Source organism: Roseococcus microcysteis (assembly GCF_014764365.1).
In the GTDB taxonomy this organism is placed as follows: Bacteria; Pseudomonadota; Alphaproteobacteria; order Acetobacterales; family Acetobacteraceae; genus Roseococcus; species Roseococcus microcysteis.
In genome coordinates, this window is sequence record NZ_CP061718.1 from 2,088,528 (window position 1) to 2,104,142 (window position 15,615).

Annotated in this window: 17 protein-coding genes; 11 read left to right on the forward strand and 6 right to left on the reverse strand. The window is 69.8% G+C overall.

All coding sequences use genetic code 11. The features are described from left to right. Positions 1–204: 204 nt before the first annotated feature. Both ICW72_RS10085 and aroA read right to left on the reverse strand, forming a co-directional pair. Positions 205–843: a (d)CMP kinase gene (locus ICW72_RS10085; RefSeq protein ID WP_191086043.1), complete on the reverse strand. Its 639-nt coding sequence runs from the start codon at positions 841–843 to the stop codon at positions 205–207. Further along, on the reverse strand, positions 840–2,189 hold the full coding sequence (gene aroA, locus ICW72_RS10090; RefSeq protein WP_191086044.1) for a 3-phosphoshikimate 1-carboxyvinyltransferase: 1,350 nt from the start codon (positions 2,187–2,189) through the stop codon (positions 840–842). The genes ICW72_RS10085 and aroA overlap by 4 nt, the downstream gene beginning before the upstream one ends. Positions 2,190–2,270: 81 nt before the next feature. Between aroA and ICW72_RS10095 the strand changes: the two genes are divergently transcribed. The 8 genes from ICW72_RS10095 (at position 2,271) to ICW72_RS10130 (ending at position 8,437) form a co-directional block, all read left to right on the forward strand. Continuing rightward, positions 2,271–2,594, forward strand: coding sequence for a TIGR02300 family protein (locus ICW72_RS10095; protein ID WP_191086045.1), 324 nt, complete (start codon positions 2,271–2,273; stop codon positions 2,592–2,594). A gap of 40 nt (positions 2,595–2,634) precedes the next feature. Beyond that, a complete protein-coding gene (locus ICW72_RS10100) occupies positions 2,635–3,150 on the forward strand; it encodes an invasion associated locus B family protein (protein WP_191086217.1) in 516 nt (171 codons plus the stop codon). Next, positions 3,147–4,346, forward strand: coding sequence for a 23S rRNA (adenine(2503)-C(2))-methyltransferase RlmN (gene rlmN / locus ICW72_RS10105; protein ID WP_191086046.1), 1,200 nt, complete (start codon positions 3,147–3,149; stop codon positions 4,344–4,346). The genes ICW72_RS10100 and rlmN overlap by 4 nt, the downstream gene beginning before the upstream one ends. Further along, positions 4,343–4,639, forward strand: coding sequence for a hypothetical protein (locus tag ICW72_RS10110; protein ID WP_223880954.1), 297 nt, complete (start codon positions 4,343–4,345; stop codon positions 4,637–4,639). The genes rlmN and ICW72_RS10110 overlap by 4 nt, the downstream gene beginning before the upstream one ends. Beyond that, entirely contained in the window at positions 4,636–6,036 is a 1,401-nt protein-coding gene (locus tag ICW72_RS10115) for an MFS transporter (RefSeq protein ID WP_191086047.1), read from the forward strand. The genes ICW72_RS10110 and ICW72_RS10115 overlap by 4 nt, the downstream gene beginning before the upstream one ends. Continuing rightward, on the forward strand, positions 5,937–6,536 hold the full coding sequence (locus ICW72_RS10120) for a DUF5343 domain-containing protein (RefSeq protein ID WP_232370773.1): 600 nt from the start codon (positions 5,937–5,939) through the stop codon (positions 6,534–6,536). Before ICW72_RS10115 ends, ICW72_RS10120 begins: the two co-directional genes overlap by 100 nt. Further along, positions 6,533–7,114: a Swt1 family HEPN domain-containing protein gene (locus ICW72_RS10125; protein ID WP_191086048.1), complete on the forward strand. Its 582-nt coding sequence runs from the start codon at positions 6,533–6,535 to the stop codon at positions 7,112–7,114. The genes ICW72_RS10120 and ICW72_RS10125 overlap by 4 nt, the downstream gene beginning before the upstream one ends. Before the next feature lie 87 nt (positions 7,115–7,201). Beyond that, positions 7,202–8,437, forward strand: a complete 1,236-nt coding sequence (locus tag ICW72_RS10130) for an argininosuccinate synthase (protein WP_191086049.1) — start codon at positions 7,202–7,204, stop codon at positions 8,435–8,437. A gap of 54 nt (positions 8,438–8,491) precedes the next feature. On the opposite strand, the gene ICW72_RS10135 is transcribed toward ICW72_RS10130, so the two are convergent. Genes ICW72_RS10135 through ICW72_RS20670 form a run of 3 tightly spaced genes read right to left on the reverse strand, consistent with a single transcriptional unit; the run spans position 8,492 to position 11,314 of the window. Further along, entirely contained in the window at positions 8,492–10,654 is a 2,163-nt protein-coding gene (locus ICW72_RS10135) for a serine/threonine-protein kinase (RefSeq protein WP_191086050.1), read from the reverse strand. A 13-nt stretch (positions 10,655–10,667) separates the two neighbouring features. Then, the gene (locus tag ICW72_RS20665) at positions 10,668–10,868 is read right to left on the reverse strand and encodes an OmpA family protein (protein ID WP_232370774.1); all 201 of its coding nucleotides are present in this window, start codon (positions 10,866–10,868) and stop codon (positions 10,668–10,670) included. Beyond that, positions 10,850–11,314 (reverse strand): OmpA family protein, encoded by a 465-nt coding sequence (locus tag ICW72_RS20670; protein WP_223880955.1) that lies wholly within the window; start codon positions 11,312–11,314, stop codon positions 10,850–10,852. Before ICW72_RS20670 ends, ICW72_RS20665 begins: the two co-directional genes overlap by 19 nt. A gap of 221 nt (positions 11,315–11,535) precedes the next feature. On the opposite strand from ICW72_RS20670, the gene ICW72_RS10145 reads away from it, so the two are divergent. Genes ICW72_RS10145 through ICW72_RS10155 form a run of 3 tightly spaced genes read left to right on the forward strand, consistent with a single transcriptional unit; the run spans position 11,536 to position 15,187 of the window. Further along, the gene (locus tag ICW72_RS10145; RefSeq protein ID WP_191086051.1) at positions 11,536–12,393 is read left to right on the forward strand and encodes an FAD binding domain-containing protein; all 858 of its coding nucleotides are present in this window, start codon (positions 11,536–11,538) and stop codon (positions 12,391–12,393) included. Next, a complete protein-coding gene (locus tag ICW72_RS10150) occupies positions 12,390–14,708 on the forward strand; it encodes a xanthine dehydrogenase family protein molybdopterin-binding subunit (RefSeq protein ID WP_191086052.1) in 2,319 nt (772 codons plus the stop codon). The genes ICW72_RS10145 and ICW72_RS10150 overlap by 4 nt, the downstream gene beginning before the upstream one ends. Further along, the gene (locus ICW72_RS10155) at positions 14,705–15,187 is read left to right on the forward strand and encodes a (2Fe-2S)-binding protein (RefSeq protein WP_191086053.1); all 483 of its coding nucleotides are present in this window, start codon (positions 14,705–14,707) and stop codon (positions 15,185–15,187) included. Before ICW72_RS10150 ends, ICW72_RS10155 begins: the two co-directional genes overlap by 4 nt. Here the strand turns inward: ICW72_RS10155 and ICW72_RS10160 are convergent. Continuing rightward, the gene (locus ICW72_RS10160; protein ID WP_191086054.1) at positions 15,184–15,609 is read right to left on the reverse strand and encodes a DUF6524 family protein; all 426 of its coding nucleotides are present in this window, start codon (positions 15,607–15,609) and stop codon (positions 15,184–15,186) included. The genes ICW72_RS10155 and ICW72_RS10160 overlap by 4 nt on opposite strands. Positions 15,610–15,615: the final 6 nt, after the last annotated feature.

The window sequence follows — 15,615 nt, forward strand, 5'->3', positions numbered from 1 at the left end:
TTCCGAAGTCCGGTCCTGCGCGACGGCCAGGGGCCATGCCCCGCCATGCCATCACGGCTTGCCGCCAGCCACGGAGGGGTCTGGGGGCCGATGGGTGGGTCGCTTGCGGCGCGCCCCGAAGGCCGGTCCCGGCATCGCCGACACGCGCCTGTCTTCGACGGAGTCGTCCCCAGGGTCAAGCCAAAACCGCGTCCCGCACGGACATCATGTCGCTTTTTGCGCCGCAACAGCCCAGGAAAGGGCGATCTGGAACACGGTTTCGGCATCGAGTTCGCTGGTGTCGAGCAGCTTGGCGTCCTCGGCCGGGCGCAGCGGGGCCACGCCGCGATTGGCATCCCGCGCGTCGCGGTCGGCCATGTCCCGCGCCACCTGATCGAGGCTCGGCGCCGGGCCCTTGGCCAGCAGTTCCGCATGGCGACGCTGGGCGCGCACCTCGGGGCTGGCCGTGACGAAGAGCTTCAGCCGCGCGTCGGGGAAGACGACGGTGCCGATGTCCCGCCCATCCAGCACCGCGCCGTGCCGCGCGCCGAAGCCGCGCTGGAACTCCAGCAGCGCCGCCCGCACGCCCGGAATGGCCGCGACCTTGCTGGCGGCGGCATCGGCGGCGGGGCCGCGCAGATCGGGGCGTTCGAAATCGGCGGGGACCAGGGCGCGGGCGGCGGCCTCGGCGGCCACGGGGTCGGCGGGGTCGGCGCCCATGTCCAGCGCCCTTCGTCCCGTGGCGCGGTAGAGCAAGCCGGTGTCCAGATAGGGCAGGCCCAGTTCCCGGGCGAGGCGCCGCGCCAGCGTCCCCTTGCCCGCCGCCGCCGGCCCGTCCACGGCGATGACGAAGGGCGTGCTCATGCCGCCTCGATGGCCGCGCCGCCCGCGGCGCGGTTCATCAGCCCGACGAAATCGGGGAAGCTGGTGGCGATGAAGCCACCATCATCAATGGTCATGGGGGCGCGGGTGGCGAGGCCCAGCACCAGGGCGCTCATCGCCAGGCGGTGGTCCATCTGGGTGGCGACCAGGCCGCCGCCGGGGGCGGGGCCGCCCATGCCATGGACGATCATGTCATCACCCTCCACCTCGACCTTCACGCCGGCGGCCTCCAGCAGGGCTGCGGTGCCGGAGAGGCGGTCGCTCTCCTTCACCCGCAGTTCGCCCAGGCCACGGAAGCGGCTGGCGCCGCGAGCATGGGCCGCGGCCACGGCCAGGATGGGGTATTCGTCGATCATGGCCGGCGCGCGGGCGGCGGGCACGTCCACGGCGCGCAGCTCGCCCTGGCGCAGCACGAGGTCGCCCACCGGCTCACCGCCCTCGGTGCGGGCATTGGCCACGGTGAGGGAGGCGCCCATCTCGCGCAGCGTCTCGAACAGGCCAGTGCGGAGCGGGTTCAGCCCCACATTCTCCACCACCAGACGGCTGCCGGGCACGATCAGCGCCGCCACCGCGAAGAAGGCGGCCGAGGAGGGGTCGCCCGGCACCAGCACCGGGGCGGCGCGCAGCTCGGGCTGGCCATCCAGCTCGATGACGCGGCCATGGCCCTCTGGCGTCACCCGCACGGTGGCCCCGAAATGCCGCAGCATGTTCTCGCTGTGGTCGCGGGTGGCTTCGGGCTCCACCACGCGGGTCACGCCAGGGGCGCAAAGACCGGCCAGCAGGCATGCGCTCTTCACCTGGGCCGAGGCCACAGGAAGGCTATAGTCGAGCGGCAGCGGGTTGCGCGCGCCCTCCACCGCCAGCGGCAGCCGCCCGCCCTCGCGCGTCAGGAAACGGGCGCCGGTGGCGGCCAGCGGGTCCGTCACGCGCTTCATGGGGCGGCGGCGCAGGCTGGCATCGCCCGTCATCACGGCAAACAGGGGGTGGCCCGCCAGCAGCCCGCAGATCAGCCGCGCGGCGGTGCCGGAATTGCCCATGTCCAGGACATCCGCGGGTTCCGTGAGGCCGCCGATGCCGCGCCCGGCCACGCGCCAGGCGCCATCGCCCAGCCGGTCCACCGTGGCGCCCAGCAGGCGCATGGCGGCGGCGGTGCGCAGCACGTCCTCGCCCTCCAGCAGCCCCTGGATTTCGGTGGTGCCGATGGCCAGCGCGCCGAACATCAAGGCGCGGTGGCTGATGGACTTGTCGCCCGGCACACGCAGCCTTCCGGAGAGCGGTGCGGGGGCCGCGCGGGCGCGCAGGGGCTGGGGGGCGGATTCGCTCGACATGGAAGGCGGTTTGACACCGACGCGCTGCCCGTGGCAATGCGCCCCGCCCGCCCGGACGGGCGGCATTGTATAGAGGGCTCCATGGCAAAGCCGGAACTTGGCCTGAAGCGCGTCTGCGTGGCCTGCGGCGCGAAATTCTACGACCTGACGCGCGTGCCCGCGGTCTGCCCCAAATGCGGGACGGAACAGCCGGCCGAGCAGCCGCGCGCCCGCCGCTCCTCCGCCCTGCCGGAGGACAAGGTGAAGAAGCGCGCCGGCGTCCCCGCCGAGGCGGACGCCGAGGATGTGGAGCTGGAAGACGTGGAGGCGGACCCCGCCCTCGACGACGACGCCGACCTCGAGGATGAGGAAGAGGCGATCGGCGATGAGATCGAGGTCGAGGCCGATCGCGACGAGGAGACCTGAGTCCATGGACGCTGGGCGCGGCTGCGCCTATTCAGCGTCCATGTTCCGGACCTTTCTCGTCGCGGCGCTGCTGGCCGCGGCACCCGCCGCCGCCCAGCAGGCCAACCGGCCCTCCAAGCTCGGTGATTTCGACGCATGGACCGCCGTCACCCATACGGAAGGCGGCCAGCGCGTCTGCTACGCCTTTGCCCGCGCGCGCTCGGTGGACGGCGTGCCCGGCCGCCTCGCCCCCAATGTCATGCTGCTGGTGACGCACCGCAGCAACCAGCGCGACCAGGTGGCCATCCGCCCCGGCTACACCTTCGCCCGCGGCGCCGAGAGCGCCCTGGTGGTGGGCAATGCCACCCTGCCCTTCTTCACCGCGGGCGACACCGCCTTCGCGCGTGACGGCGCGGCCGTGGTGGCGGCCCTGCGCGGGGGCCGCGAGGCACTGTCGCGCGGGCCGGGGCCGAACAACCGCGGCGTCTCGGCCGATGTGTTTCCCCTGCAGGGCTTCACCGCGGCCTACAACGCCATCACCCGCGCCTGCCCGGCGCAGGCGCCGGCCCGCCGATGAACGCCTTCCCGCCCCACAACCGCACCCTGCCGCCCAGCGACGGGCTGACCGAGGCCGAGCGCGCGCGCATCCTGGCCAAGGCCGCGGCCTTCGCGCCACCGCCCATGCAGGACGCCGAGGGGCGGCGGGAACTCGTGGGCCTTTCGCGCGAGGAGCTGGCGGCCGAGATGGTCGCGATGGGCGAGAAGCCCTTCCGCGCCAAGCAGCTCTGGCACTGGATCTACCACCAGGGCGCGCGCGACTTCGCGGCGATGAGCAGCATCGCCAGGCCCCTCCAGGCCCGGCTGGCCGAGCGCTTCACCATCGGCCGCCCCGGCGTGGCCACCGAGCAGACCAGCACCGACGGCACCCGCAAATGGCTCTTCGCCTTCCGCGACGGGCAGCAGGTGGAAACGGTCTACATCCCGGACGAGGATCGCGGCGCGGTCTGCATCTCCAGCCAGGTGGGCTGCACCCTCTCCTGCACCTTCTGCCACACGGGCACGCAGCGCCTGGTGCGGAACCTGGGTGCCGCCGAGATCGTGGGGCAGTTCATGGCCGCGCGCGATTCCTACGGCGAATGGCCCACGCCCACCGGCGAGGAAGGTCGCCTGCTGTCCAACATCGTCGTCATGGGCATGGGCGAGCCGCTCTACAATTACGAGAACATCGCCAAGGCGCTGACCATCCTCATGGACCATGAGGGCATCGGCCTGTCGCGCCGGCGCATCACCCTCAGCACTTCCGGCGTCGTGCCCATGATGGACAAGTGCGGAGCGGAGCTGGGGGTGAACCTGGCCGTCTCGCTGCACGCCGTCACGGACGAGTTGCGCGACGAGATCGTGCCGCTGAACCGCAAATACCCCATCGCGGAACTGCTGGCCGCCTGCCGGCGCTATCCCGGCGCCTCCAACGCCCGGCGCATCACCTTCGAATACGTCATGCTGCGCGGGGTGAACGACAGCGAGGCCGAGGCGCATGAGCTGGTGCGGCTGCTGCGCGGCATCCCGGCCAAGGTGAACCTGATCCCGTTCAACCCCTGGCCTGGTTCGCCCTACAAGACCTCGACGCCGGAGGCGGTGAACCGCTTCGCCGCCATCCTGAACGACGCCGGCTATTCCAGCCCCATTCGCCGCCCCCGCGGCCGCGACATCCTGGCCGCCTGCGGCCAGCTCAAGACCGAGAGCGAACGGGCGAAGCGGGGCGGCGCGGCGTGAGCTGGGCGCCGGGGCCCGGCCTGTGGCGCTGGGCGCTGGCGATCGTCACGCTGTTGGCCTGGAGCCCGATCCTGTCGGTGCTGACGGCCGCGGCCCTGGCCGATGTGCTGGGCTGCCGGCTGAATGAGGGCTCGCCCCACCCCTGCCTCCTGGCCGGGCGGGACATCGGCGGCACGCTCTACGCCATGTTCGTCATGGGCTGGTTCGGCCTGCTGACCTTCCCCTTCGCCATCGGCACGGCGCTGGCCTGGGTGGGGCTCGGCGCCCGCGCCCTGTGGCGGCGCTTCCGGTGAGCGCGCCCCTGCCGCTCGGCCTCATGGCCTTCGGCGGCTTCGCCATCGGCGCGGGCATGCGCCTGCTGGACCCGCTTCTGCCCATGATCGCGGTGGGGTTCGGCACCACCGTGGCCGGTGCCGCCATCCTGATCGCGGCCTTCGCCCTGCCCTATGGCGCGGGGCAGCTGGCCACCGGGCCGCTGGGCGACCGGCTGGGCAAGGTGCGCGTGGCGAGCTTCGCGCTGCTGGCCTATGGGCTGGTCAGCATGGCCTCGGCCCTCGCGCAGGGACTGACGGAGCTGACGGTGATGCGCGCGCTGGCCGGGCTGTTCGCCGGCGCCGTGATTCCGCTGATGATGGCGCATATCGGCGACAGCGTGCCCTATGAGGAGCGCCAGGCGGCCATCGGCCGCTTCCTGACGGGGATGGTCTTCGCGCAGATGCTGGCGGGCCCGCTCTCCGGCGTGCTGGGCGAGAATTTCGGCTGGCAGGCGAGTTTCCTGGCGGCCGGCGGCCTGGCGGTGACGGCGGGCGGGCTGATGGCCTGGAAGCTGCTGCGCGGCGCGCCCCCGCATGCACGGCCGGCGGCGGGGATGTTCTCCGGCTTCGGCAAGCTGCTGCGGGCGCGGGCGGGGCGCAAGCTGCTGATGCTGGCGGGGCTGAACGGCGCGCTGCTGTTCGGCGGCGCCTTCCCCTTCGTGGCGAGTTTTTTGATCGAGCGCTTCGGGCTTTCGGCCGGCGAGGCGGGGCTGGTGATGGCGGGCTTCGGGATCGGCGCCTTCGTCTACACGCGCATCGCCAAGCGTCTGGTGCGGCGCTTCGGGGAGCGGGGGCTGCTGGGGCTGGGCGGGGCGTCGCTGATGGGGCTGCTGCTGCTGATTTCGGTGGCCTGGGCCTGGTGGGTGGTGCTGGTAGCGCAGCTTTGCATCGGCCTCGCCTTCTTCATGTTCCACGGGGTGCTGCAGGCGCGCGCGACCGAGGCGCTGCCGGAGGCGCGGGGCACGGCCGTCAGCGCCTTCGCCATGGCACTGTTCCTGGGGCAGACGCTGGGGACGCTGGTGTTCGCGGCGGTGATCGCGGGGGCGGATTACCGGCTGGCGTTTGCGATGGCGGGGGTGGGGGTTGGGGGTTGGCGTGGTGGGCGCGGCGGTAAGCCTAGCTGTCGAAACCCGTGCCTAGAAATGACAACCCTTTGCCGGTCAATCTTGCGTAGACATCTACAACGCCCGACCATAAACTTTCGACGGTTGTGGAGTCATCAATGCAACTTCCCTATCTGGCTTCTCCCGGTGTCATCCGACGTATTTTTGAAAAGATGCAGGAAGCGCGCCGGCCAGAACGCTTCACAACGGATTTTCTGGAAACGAAGCTTGGACAAAGCGGCGGAAGCGCCAGGGCAATCATACCTCTACTAAAGCGGATGGGATTCCTTAACTCAGACGGTAGCCCGACAAAATTATATGATCAGTTTCGTAACGAAGAAACAAGAAAAGCAGCGGTGGCTGAAGGAGCAAGGACCGCATATAAGGACTTATTTGATCGAAATGACTTTGCCTACAGTCTGTCTCGAGAGAAACTGACTTCCCTAATTACAGAAATGACAGGACTTGAAAAAGATTCAACAGTTATAAAATGTACAGTCGCGACCTTTTGGCAGCTTAAGGAACTTGCGGATTTTGAGGTGAATTTGGCGGGTGCCAGTCCCGGTGTTGATACTGAACCCCTCAATATTGTTCCGCGACATGCGCCAGACACCCATCAGCCGACGTCGGCGGCATCTTCGGACCGCCAGAGCCAGAACGTCAGGCTGAGCGTAGGATATACAATCAATTTGAATTTGCCAGAGACTACAAACCCCGACGTGTTCAATGCAATTTTCAAGGCCCTAAGGGAGCATTTATTGCAGGAAAAATGAAAGACCTTCATGCAATCAAGCTGTTTGGGCTAAATAACTTAGCCATCGAAAGCGAGATTCGTCGCCTTGAGCGCGAACTCAGCATTAACCTTGGCCATCACAATATAGTTAAAAAAGAGGATGAAAGTAGCTATTTTCCGCAGTTCGATTACGACATTCGCAAAGAAGCGGCCGAAATGGCCGCACATTATCAAATTTTCTACTGCCTGGAGAATTTTATACGTAAGCTAGTTGTGGAGCGGCTTAAGGAAACTCATGGACCAGATTGGTGGGTCAAGGCCGTTCCAGAGAATGTTCGCAATAACGCCCAGATAAATCATAAAAAAGAACTATCGAGTGGTATGACACTTAGATCTTCGGACCTCATTGACTATACAACATTTGGAGAGCTTGGCGAGATTATAAAATCTAATTGGGATCTATTTGGAGAGAGCTTTCGAGATCTCGGAGCTGTTCAACGTATACTTTATAATTTGAACCTACTGAGAGCGCCAATTGCTCACTGCAAATTGCTGGCCGAGGATGAGGTGCTGCGCCTTAGGTTGAGTTTGCGTGACTGGTTTCGCCAGATGAGTTGATCGCACTCTTTCGTTGAAGGTGGCTTGCTCACGATGGCCGGCACTGGCATCCAGCCGGCTCCACATAGCCGAAAGCGACAGAGATAAATGCGCGTCGCCAACATCAAAAAGGTCGTCCTCGCCTACTCCGGCGGGCTCGACACCTCCGTCATCCTCAAATGGCTCCAGACCACCTATGGCTGCGAGGTGGTGACCTTCACCGCCGATCTCGGCCAGGGTGAGGAGCTGGGGCCGGCGCGGGACAAGGCGCTGATGCTCGGCATCAAGCCCGAGAACGTCTACATGGACGACCTGCGCGAAACCTTCGTGAAGGACTTCGTCTTCCCCATGTTCCGCGCCAACGCGCTGTATGAGGGGATGTACCTGCTCGGCACCTCCATCGCCCGCCCCCTCATCGCCCAGCGGCAGATCGAGATCGCGGAGCAGGTGGGCGCCGACGCCGTCTCCCACGGCGCCACCGGCAAGGGCAATGACCAGGTCCGGTTCGAGCTGAGCTATTACGCGCTGAAGCCCGACATCAAGATCATCGCGCCCTGGCGCGAATGGGACCTCACCAGCCGCACCCGCCTCATCCAGTTCGCCGAGGAACACCAGATCCCCATCGCGAAGGACAAGCGCGGTGAGGCGCCCTTCTCCGTGGACGCCAACCTCCTGCACAGCAGCAGCGAGGGCAAGATCCTGGAAGAGCCCTGGGACGCGCCGGATGAGATGGTGTGGCAGCGCACCATCAGCCCCATGGACGCGCCCGACACCCCCACCGAGATCACCATCCAGTTCAAGAACGGCGACGCGGTCGGCATCAATGGCGAGGCCCTGTCCCCCGCCACGCTGCTGACGAAGCTGAACGCGCTGGGCAAGGCCAACGGCATCGGCCGGCTGGACCTGGTGGAAAACCGCTTCGTCGGCATGAAGTCCCGCGGCTGCTATGAGACGCCGGGCGGCACCATCCTCTCCGTCGCGCACCGCGCCATGGAGAGCATCACGCTGGACCGTGAGGCCGCGCACCTCAAGGACAGCCTGATGCCGCGCTATGCGGAGATCATCTACAACGGCTTCTGGTTCGCGCCGGAGCGCCGGATGCTCCAGGCGCTGATCGATGCCAGCCAGGCCAGCGTGGAGGGCGAGGTTCGCCTCAAGCTCTACAAGGGCAACACCATCGTGACGGGCCGCCGCTCGCCGCACAGCCTGTACTCGATGAAGCACGTGACCTTCGAGGAAGACCAGGGCGCCTATGACCAGTTCGACGCCCAGGGCTTCATCAAGCTGAACGCGCTGCGGCTGCGGCTGGGCGCCATGGCGGGGCGGCGCGGCGGGGCGCTGTAGGCCCCGCCGGCGTCCGATCGCCAAGCAAGTTCTACCGGGCCCGCGTCTCCACCATCACGGCGCGGGCCGCGACCTGCCCGCCCGCGCCGCGGCGCGCCTGGTCGAGTGCTGCGGCCAGGGCGGGGACCGTTTCCTCGTCGGGGCGGGGGTGGCGAAGAGCGGCCGCTCCGACGCCACCACCAGCACGAGTTCCAGCCCGAAGGGCTCGTCAATGATCCAGGGGAAGTCCGGGCTGGTCTCGCGCATGTTCACGCGGGCGCCGGGCGCCATGGGGCGTTCGCGGATCAGCTGCAGCGCGTTCCCGTCATGCATCACGAACCAGATGTTCAGGTGCGCGGCCCATTGCGGCATCTGCAGGGCCAGTTCCATCTGGTCGTTGCGGCGCAACAGGCGGGCACGCGGCTCCACCTCCAGCCCCGTGCCGGGTGCCGCGGTGATGGGGCGGATGGCGGCCAGCACCTCGCAATAGGGGGCGTCGAAGACATCGGCGGCGAGGCGCAGGGTCAGGTTCGCCTCGGCGGCGGCGCGGCGGAGGGCCGCGGCGTCCTCCTGGTGCAGGAAGCCGTTGACGACGAAGCCCGAACCCTCCGGCGCCTGTGACACCACGCCGCAGCGCACGCGGCCCAGGATGTCGGCCAGGATGGCGGCGGGTGCCGGGGCCGGCACGAGAACAGGCGCCTGCGGCTGCACCAGCACGGGCGGCGGCGGTTCGGGGCGCGGCTGCGCCACCGGTGGCGTTGGCTCCGGACGGGGTTGCGCCACGGGCGGCGCTGGCGGTTCGGGGCGTGGCTGTGCCACCGGTGGCGCGGGCGGCTCCGGCCGGGGTTGCGCAACCGGGGGCGCGGGCGGCTCTGGACGCGGTTGCGCCACGGGTGGCTCCGGCTCAGGCCGGGGCTGCACCACCGGCGGCGCGGGCGGCTCCGGACGCGGCTGGGCCACAGGCGGCGGCGTCACGGGCGGCGCAGGCGGCGGCTCGGGCCGTGGCTGCGCGACCGGCGGGGCCGGGGGAGGTTCGGATGGCGGCTGGGGCTGCGCCACCGGCGGCGCGGGCGGAGAGGCAGGCTCAGGGCGTGGCTCGGCCACAGGCGGCGCCTGCAAGGCGGCCGGTGCCTCCGGCTGGGGCGAGGGCGGCGTCAAAACCAGCGCCTGTTGCTGCTGCGGCGTCGGCGCGGGCGGCGCCTCGCCACGCGGCAGCAGGAAGACCACGGCGCCCACCACCGCCGCGACGGCCAATCCCGCCCCGGCCAGGAGGGCCGGCGACACCCCACCCTTCTTCGCGGGCGGCGGCGGCGCGGCGGGCGGAGGCGCCATGGCGGTCGCCCGGGTCTCATCTCCCCGCCGGGCGCGCGCGGCCTCCAGCAGCCCGGCCGCGAAGGCGCGGGCGTCGGGGTAGCGCTTCGCCGGGTCTTTCGCGAGCGCCCGCGCCAGCACCGCGTCGAAGGCGGGCGTCGCCAGGAAGGAGATGCGCGAGGGCGGCTCCGGCTCGGTGGTCAGGATGGCCTGGGTGACGGCGTCGGGGTGGTCGCCGGTGAAGGGCTTCTTCTCCGTCAGCAGCTCGTAGAGAAGGACGCCGGCGGCCCAGATGTCCACGCGGTGGTCGAAGGGCAGGCTCTTGGCCTGTTCGGGCGCCATATAGGCCGGCGTGCCGATGAAGCTCTCGGCCGCAGGCCGGGCGCCGGCCACCACCGTCACGTCATCGGCGAATTCGGGGCGGGAGCGGGCGATGCCGAAATCGGTCAGCTTCACCTCGCCGGAGGAGGTGGCGACCGTCAGCATGATGTTGGCGGGCTTGATGTCGCAATGGATCACGCCCTGATCGTGGCAATGCGCCAGCGCATCGAGCACCTGCACCACCAGGCGGACGATTTCGGGCAGGGTCAGGCGGGTGCCGCCACGGATCAGGTCGCGCAGGGAGCCGCCTTCCACCAGCTCCATCACCATCCAGCCGGTGCCTTGCTCCTCGCCGAAATCATAGACGCCGACGATGTGCTCGTGCTTCAGCCCGCCCGCCACCTGCGCCTCGCGCCGGAAGCGCTGGAAAGCGGCCATGCTCTCGGGGTCGCCGGGGATGGGCGGGTCGGCCAGCTTGATGGCGACGCGGCGGCGGATGGTGGTGTCGAAGGCGGCGAAGACGCGGCCCATGCCGCCCCGGCCGAGCAATTCCTGCCACTGGTAGCGCTTGGGCAGGCCGCTCGGGAGCGGTTCGGACTCGCTCATGCCGCGGCTTCCCTCAGCGCCCGAGGTTGATCACCTGCACCCTTCGGTTCTCGGCGCTGGGGGTGTTGTCCGGGGTGGGCACCAGGAGCTGAGTCTGCCCCAGGCCGATGGTCTCGAGCCGCCCGGCATCCACGCCGAAGCGCTGGGTGAGGTAGCGGCCCACCGCGGCGGCCCGGCGCTCCGACAGCGCCTGGTTCAGGCTGGCGGCCCCCACCGTGTCGGTGTGGCCCTCGATGCGGAAGCGATAGGGGCCAGGTCGGCCGAGGTCAGCGCCCGGCCCAGCCGGTCGAGTTCGCGCATGGCCGAGGGCGTCAGCTCGTCCGAGCCGGTGGCGAAGTTCACCGTCAGGCTGGCGGCGGGCATGCCGGCGGGCGCGGTCGTGCTCGGGCGCGCGGCCTGGGCCGCCGGCGCGGGGCGCGATGGCGGCTGGGGCGCCGGGGCGGCGGGCGTCAGTGTCACGGCCGGGGTAGCCGGGGCCTCGCTCGGCGTGGAGGGCGGGCGGCGCAGGCCGCGGGTGGCGTTCAGCGCATCCTGGCTCTGCGGACGAAGCTGTTCGATCAGCCGCTGGGTGGCGGGGTCCATCTGCGCCTGGACGGGAGCGGCAGGGAGCAGAAGGCCGAAGGCCAGAAGGGACACAGGCAGGAGATGAATGGTTCGCATGGAACGCCCCCTAGACGCTGCACGGCGCACAAGTGACGGTGGGACACAAATACTGTCCCGCCGATCGTGGCCGGATGTTTGGCCATCATTATAGGAGACGGACCGCCAACGACCAGAGAGAAACCCGAGGCCGCACCCATCACCGCCCTGGAGAACCGGCTTGCGACGCGCGCCCCTCGCTGATTTGATCGCTTCCAACCCCACGAGGCCGCACGCCCCGCATGAAACCTGCCCGCTTCGCGCACCACGCCCCCCTCGCCCTTGAGGAAGCGCTGGCGTTGCTGGCCGAACATGGGGAGGAGGCGCGGGTCCTGGCCGGAGGCCAGAGCCTCGTTCCCACCATGGCCTTCCGCATGGCAAGGCCCGCCGTGCTGGTGGACATCAACCGCATCGCCGCCCTCGATCACGCCACCGTCGAAGGGTCCGTGTTGCGGATCGGCGCCCTGGCCCGCCATGCCCGCTTCGAGACACCGGTGGTGGCGGGCCCGCTGGGCGCCCTGCTGGCGCAGGTGGCGCACCACATCGCCCACCCGCCGCTGCGGCTGCGCGGCACCTTCTGCGGAAGCCTGGCCCATGCCGACCCGGCTTCCGAATGGTGCGCCACGGCGCTGGCGCTGCAGGCGCGCATGGTCCTGGCCCGCGCCGATGGCCTGCGCGAGGTGGCGGCCGAGGACTGGTTCCAGGGCGTCTTCTCCACCGCCATCGCACCCGGCGAGATGCTGCGCGAGGTGGTGCTGCCCATCCCCGCCCCCTCCTGGCGCGGCGGCTTTGCGGAATTTGCCCGCCGCGCGGGGGATTTCGCGCTGGCCATGGCGGTTGTCGGGCTGCGACTGGAAGGCGGCGTGGTGCGCGGGGCGCGCATCGCCCTCGGCGGCATCGGCGGACAGCCCGTGCTGGCGCGCGAGGCCATGGCCCTGCTGGAAGGCCAGGCGCCCTCCTCCGCCCTGGTGGAGGAAACCGCGGCCACCGCCGCCCGCCACTGCGAGCCGCAGGACGATATGCACGCCCCCGCCGAATACCGCCGCGAACTGGTCGCCGTCATGGTGAAACGCGCGCTGCGCCAGGCGGTGGTGGCATGAACTGGGTCGGCCGCCGCCTGCCCCGCAGCGAGGACCCGCCGCTGCTGCGTGGCGAGGGCCGCTATGTGCCCGACATCGCCATCGGCGCGCGGGCGGTGCGTTTCCTGCGCAGCCCGGTGGCCTCGGGCCGCATCGTGGCACTGCGCCCGCCGCCCGCGATGCCGCCCGGCTGCCTCTTCGTGACCGGGGCGGATTTGGCCGGTGTCGGCGCCATCAAGCCCGGGCTGCGCCGCTTCAACTACCGCGCGGTGGAACAGCCCGTGCTGCCCGTTGAGCGCGTGCATTTCGTGGGCCAGGCCATCGCCGCCATCGTGGCCCCCAGCGCGGCCCTGGCGGAGGATCTGCTGGAGGAGTGCGAACTCGACATCGCCGTGGACGATCCCGTGATCGGCTTCGAGGCGGCGCTGGCCCCCGGCGCGGCCCTGGTCCACCCCATCGCGCCCGGCAATGTGGCGGTGGAGGGCGAAATCCGCCCCGAGGGCTTCGCCGAAACCCTCTCCGCCGCCGCGCATGTGGTGGAATTCGCCTTCCGCTCCGGACGGCAGAGCGCCATGCCGCTGGAGGGCCGCGGCGGCGTCGCGGAATATGACCGGGCGACGGGGCGCATCCGGCTTTCGGCCTCGGCACAGATGCCGCACCAACTCCGCACCGGCATCGCGCAATTGCTGGGGATGCCGGAGGCGGACCTCCAGGTCATCGCCCCCGATGTGGGCGGCGGCTTCGGGCAGAAGATGGCGCTGTTCCCGGAGTATCCGGTGCTGGTCTGGCTGGCGCGGAAGCATCGCGGCCGCTTCGCCTGGGTGGAGGACCGCAACGAGAACCTCATCGCCTCGGCCCATTCGCGGGACCAGCGGCATGTGCTGCGCGCGGGCTTCGACCCGGAGGGGCGGCTGCTGGCGCTGGAGGCGGACATCCTGGCCGATGTCGGCGCCTTCTCCGTCTTCCCCACCACCTGCGCGGTGGAGCCTTTGATGGCGCTGGCCGAATATCCCGGCCCCTACAAGGTGCCGGCCTATGCGGTGCGGGCGCGCGGGGTGCTGACCCACACCTGCCCCATGGCGCCCTATCGCGGCGTGTCGCGCCCCGTCATCACCTTCGGCATCGAGCGGCTGATGGACCGGGCGGCGGCGGCGCTCGGCCTCGCGCCCGACGAAGTCCGGCGCCGCAACCTACATGACAGCTTCCCCGCCCGCAGCGCCACGGGGATGGTGCTGGATGAGGCCAGCTACATCCAGGCGCTGGACGAGGCCGTCCACATCCTGGACATCCCCGCCTTCCGCGAACGCCAGCGCGCGGCGCGGGCGGAGGGGCGCTACCTCGGCCTCGGCCTTTCCGTCTTCAACGAACGCACGGGCTATGGCACGCCCGCCTTCGCCGCGCGCTCCATGGATGTGGTGCCGGGCTATGAGGTGGTGGACATCGCCATGCTGCCCTCGGGCGAGGTGGAGGCGCGCATCGGCTCCTCCCCGCATGGCCAGGGGCTGCGGACCACCCTCTCCCAGATCATCGCGGATCGGTTGGGGCTGGACCCTGGCGCCATCCGCATCATCCATGGCGACACGGACCGCACGCCCTATGGCTGGGGCAGCTTCGCCAGCCGTTCACTGGTGATCGGTGGCGGCGCATGCCAGGTCGCGGCGGACAGGCTGGCGGACAAGCTCAGGCGCGGGGCGGCGCGGCTGCTGCAATGCGACCCGGCCGAGGTGACGCTGCGCGATTGGCAGGCCGTGGCCGGCGCCGCCTCGATGCCCATCGCGGAACTGGCCCGCCTCGCGCACCAGCGCAGCGAGCTGCTCTCCGACGCCATCGGCTTCAACCTGGCCGAGACCGGCCAATACGACCCCGGCGGCACCTTCTCCAACGCCTGCCACGCCGCCATCGTGGAGGTGGAGGCCGAGACGGGGCATGTCCGCGTCGAACGCTACCTCGTGGTGGAGGATGCCGGGCGCATCATCAACCCCATGATCGCCGACGGGCAGGTGCAGGGCGGCGTGGCCCAGGGCATCGCCAATGCGCTGTTCGAGGAGGTGATCTACGCCCCCGACGGCACGCCGCTCACCGGCACGCTGGCCGACTACACGCCCCCCACCTGCGCGGAGATTCCCGAGATCGAAATCCACCACCTGGAGACCATCAGCGAGGCCACCATCACCGGCGCCAAGGGGCTGGGCGAAGGCGGCTCCATCGGCGCGCCGGCGGCCATCGTGAACGCCATCAGCGATGCGCTTTCGCCCTTCGGCGTGGATGTGGCGGAATTCCCGGCCACACCGCCCCGCATCCGCGCGCTGATCCGCGGGCGGGCGCCGCGCGCATGACGGAGGTGCGCTTCACCGTGAACGGCACGGCGCAATGCGTGGCGGTGGAGCCGCGCCTGACGCTGGCCGACATGCTGCGCGAGGAATGCGGCCTGACCGGCACGCATCTGGGCTGCGAGCACGGCGTCTGCGGCGCCTGCACCGTGCTGATGGATGGGCTGCCGGTGCGCGCCTGCCTCGTCTTCGGCGTGCAGGCTGAGGGTGCCGACATCCGCACCGTGGAAGGGCTGGCGGCGGCGGATGGCACGCTGAACGTGTTGCAGCACGCCTTCCAGGCGCAGCACGGGCTGCAATGCGGGTTCTGCACGCCGGGCTTCCTCATGCTCGCCACCTGGCTGCTGGAACAGAAGGAGGGCGTGGACGAGGCGCGGCTGCGGGAGGTGCTGGCCTCCAACCTCTGCCGCTGCACGGGCTACCAGAACATCCTGGCCGCCGTGCGGGTGGCGGCGCAGGAGATGGGGGTCTGGCGCGAGGGTTAGGCCGCCGGCGTATCCGGGTCCTCGACCTCCACACGCCCCGTGGCCGCCTTCCACAGCTTGGGCCATTGGAAGCCCAGCGTCAGCACGATGGCCAGCAGCGGCTGGATCAGCCATGACCAGACGCTGGCATCGCGCGCATCCATCAGCCCGTAGAAATCCGCGGCCCAGATGCAGAGCACGATGATGAGCGTGATGATGCCAAGCCCGATCGGCCCCAGCGCACGCCACGCCCCATAGACGTAAAGTCCGAAGCCCAGCAGCGCGAAGGCCGTCAGCAGCAGCTTGACGGGCAGCGCCACCTCGTTGGGCGCGGCCCAAAGGTGGAAGATCGAAAGCCCGGCCGGGTTGTACAGCACATAGACGTTCAGCAGGATCAGCAGGAACCAGCCCCAGATGGGGATGTTCCGCAGAAATCGTGTCATGCGGGG

Bases quoted from the DNA above. Each gene is read 5' to 3' on its own strand.
- ICW72_RS10130 (WP_191086049.1), top strand. From the start codon at position 7,202: ATGCGCGTCGCCAACATCAAAAAGGTCGTCCTCGCCTACTCCGGCGGG.
- ICW72_RS10100 (WP_191086217.1), top strand. From the start codon at position 2,635: ATGTTCCGGACCTTTCTCGTCGCGGCGCTGCTGGCCGCGGCACCCGCC.
- ICW72_RS10145 (WP_191086051.1), top strand. From the start codon at position 11,536: ATGAAACCTGCCCGCTTCGCGCACCACGCCCCCCTCGCCCTTGAGGAA.
- ICW72_RS20670 (WP_223880955.1), bottom strand. From the start codon at position 11,314: ATGCGAACCATTCATCTCCTGCCTGTGTCCCTTCTGGCCTTCGGCCTT.
- ICW72_RS10135 (WP_191086050.1), bottom strand. From the start codon at position 10,654: ATGAGCGAGTCCGAACCGCTCCCGAGCGGCCTGCCCAAGCGCTACCAG.
- ICW72_RS10120 (WP_232370773.1), top strand. From the start codon at position 5,937: ATGCAGGAAGCGCGCCGGCCAGAACGCTTCACAACGGATTTTCTGGAA.
- ICW72_RS10150 (WP_191086052.1), top strand. From the start codon at position 12,390: ATGAACTGGGTCGGCCGCCGCCTGCCCCGCAGCGAGGACCCGCCGCTG.
- ICW72_RS10095 (WP_191086045.1), top strand. From the start codon at position 2,271: ATGGCAAAGCCGGAACTTGGCCTGAAGCGCGTCTGCGTGGCCTGCGGC.
- rlmN (WP_191086046.1), top strand. From the start codon at position 3,147: ATGAACGCCTTCCCGCCCCACAACCGCACCCTGCCGCCCAGCGACGGG.
- ICW72_RS10155 (WP_191086053.1), top strand. From the start codon at position 14,705: ATGACGGAGGTGCGCTTCACCGTGAACGGCACGGCGCAATGCGTGGCG.
- ICW72_RS10160 (WP_191086054.1), bottom strand. From the start codon at position 15,609: ATGACACGATTTCTGCGGAACATCCCCATCTGGGGCTGGTTCCTGCTG.
- aroA (WP_191086044.1), bottom strand. From the start codon at position 2,189: ATGTCGAGCGAATCCGCCCCCCAGCCCCTGCGCGCCCGCGCGGCCCCC.
- ICW72_RS10085 (WP_191086043.1), bottom strand. From the start codon at position 843: ATGAGCACGCCCTTCGTCATCGCCGTGGACGGGCCGGCGGCGGCGGGC.
- ICW72_RS10125 (WP_191086048.1), top strand. From the start codon at position 6,533: ATGAAAGACCTTCATGCAATCAAGCTGTTTGGGCTAAATAACTTAGCC.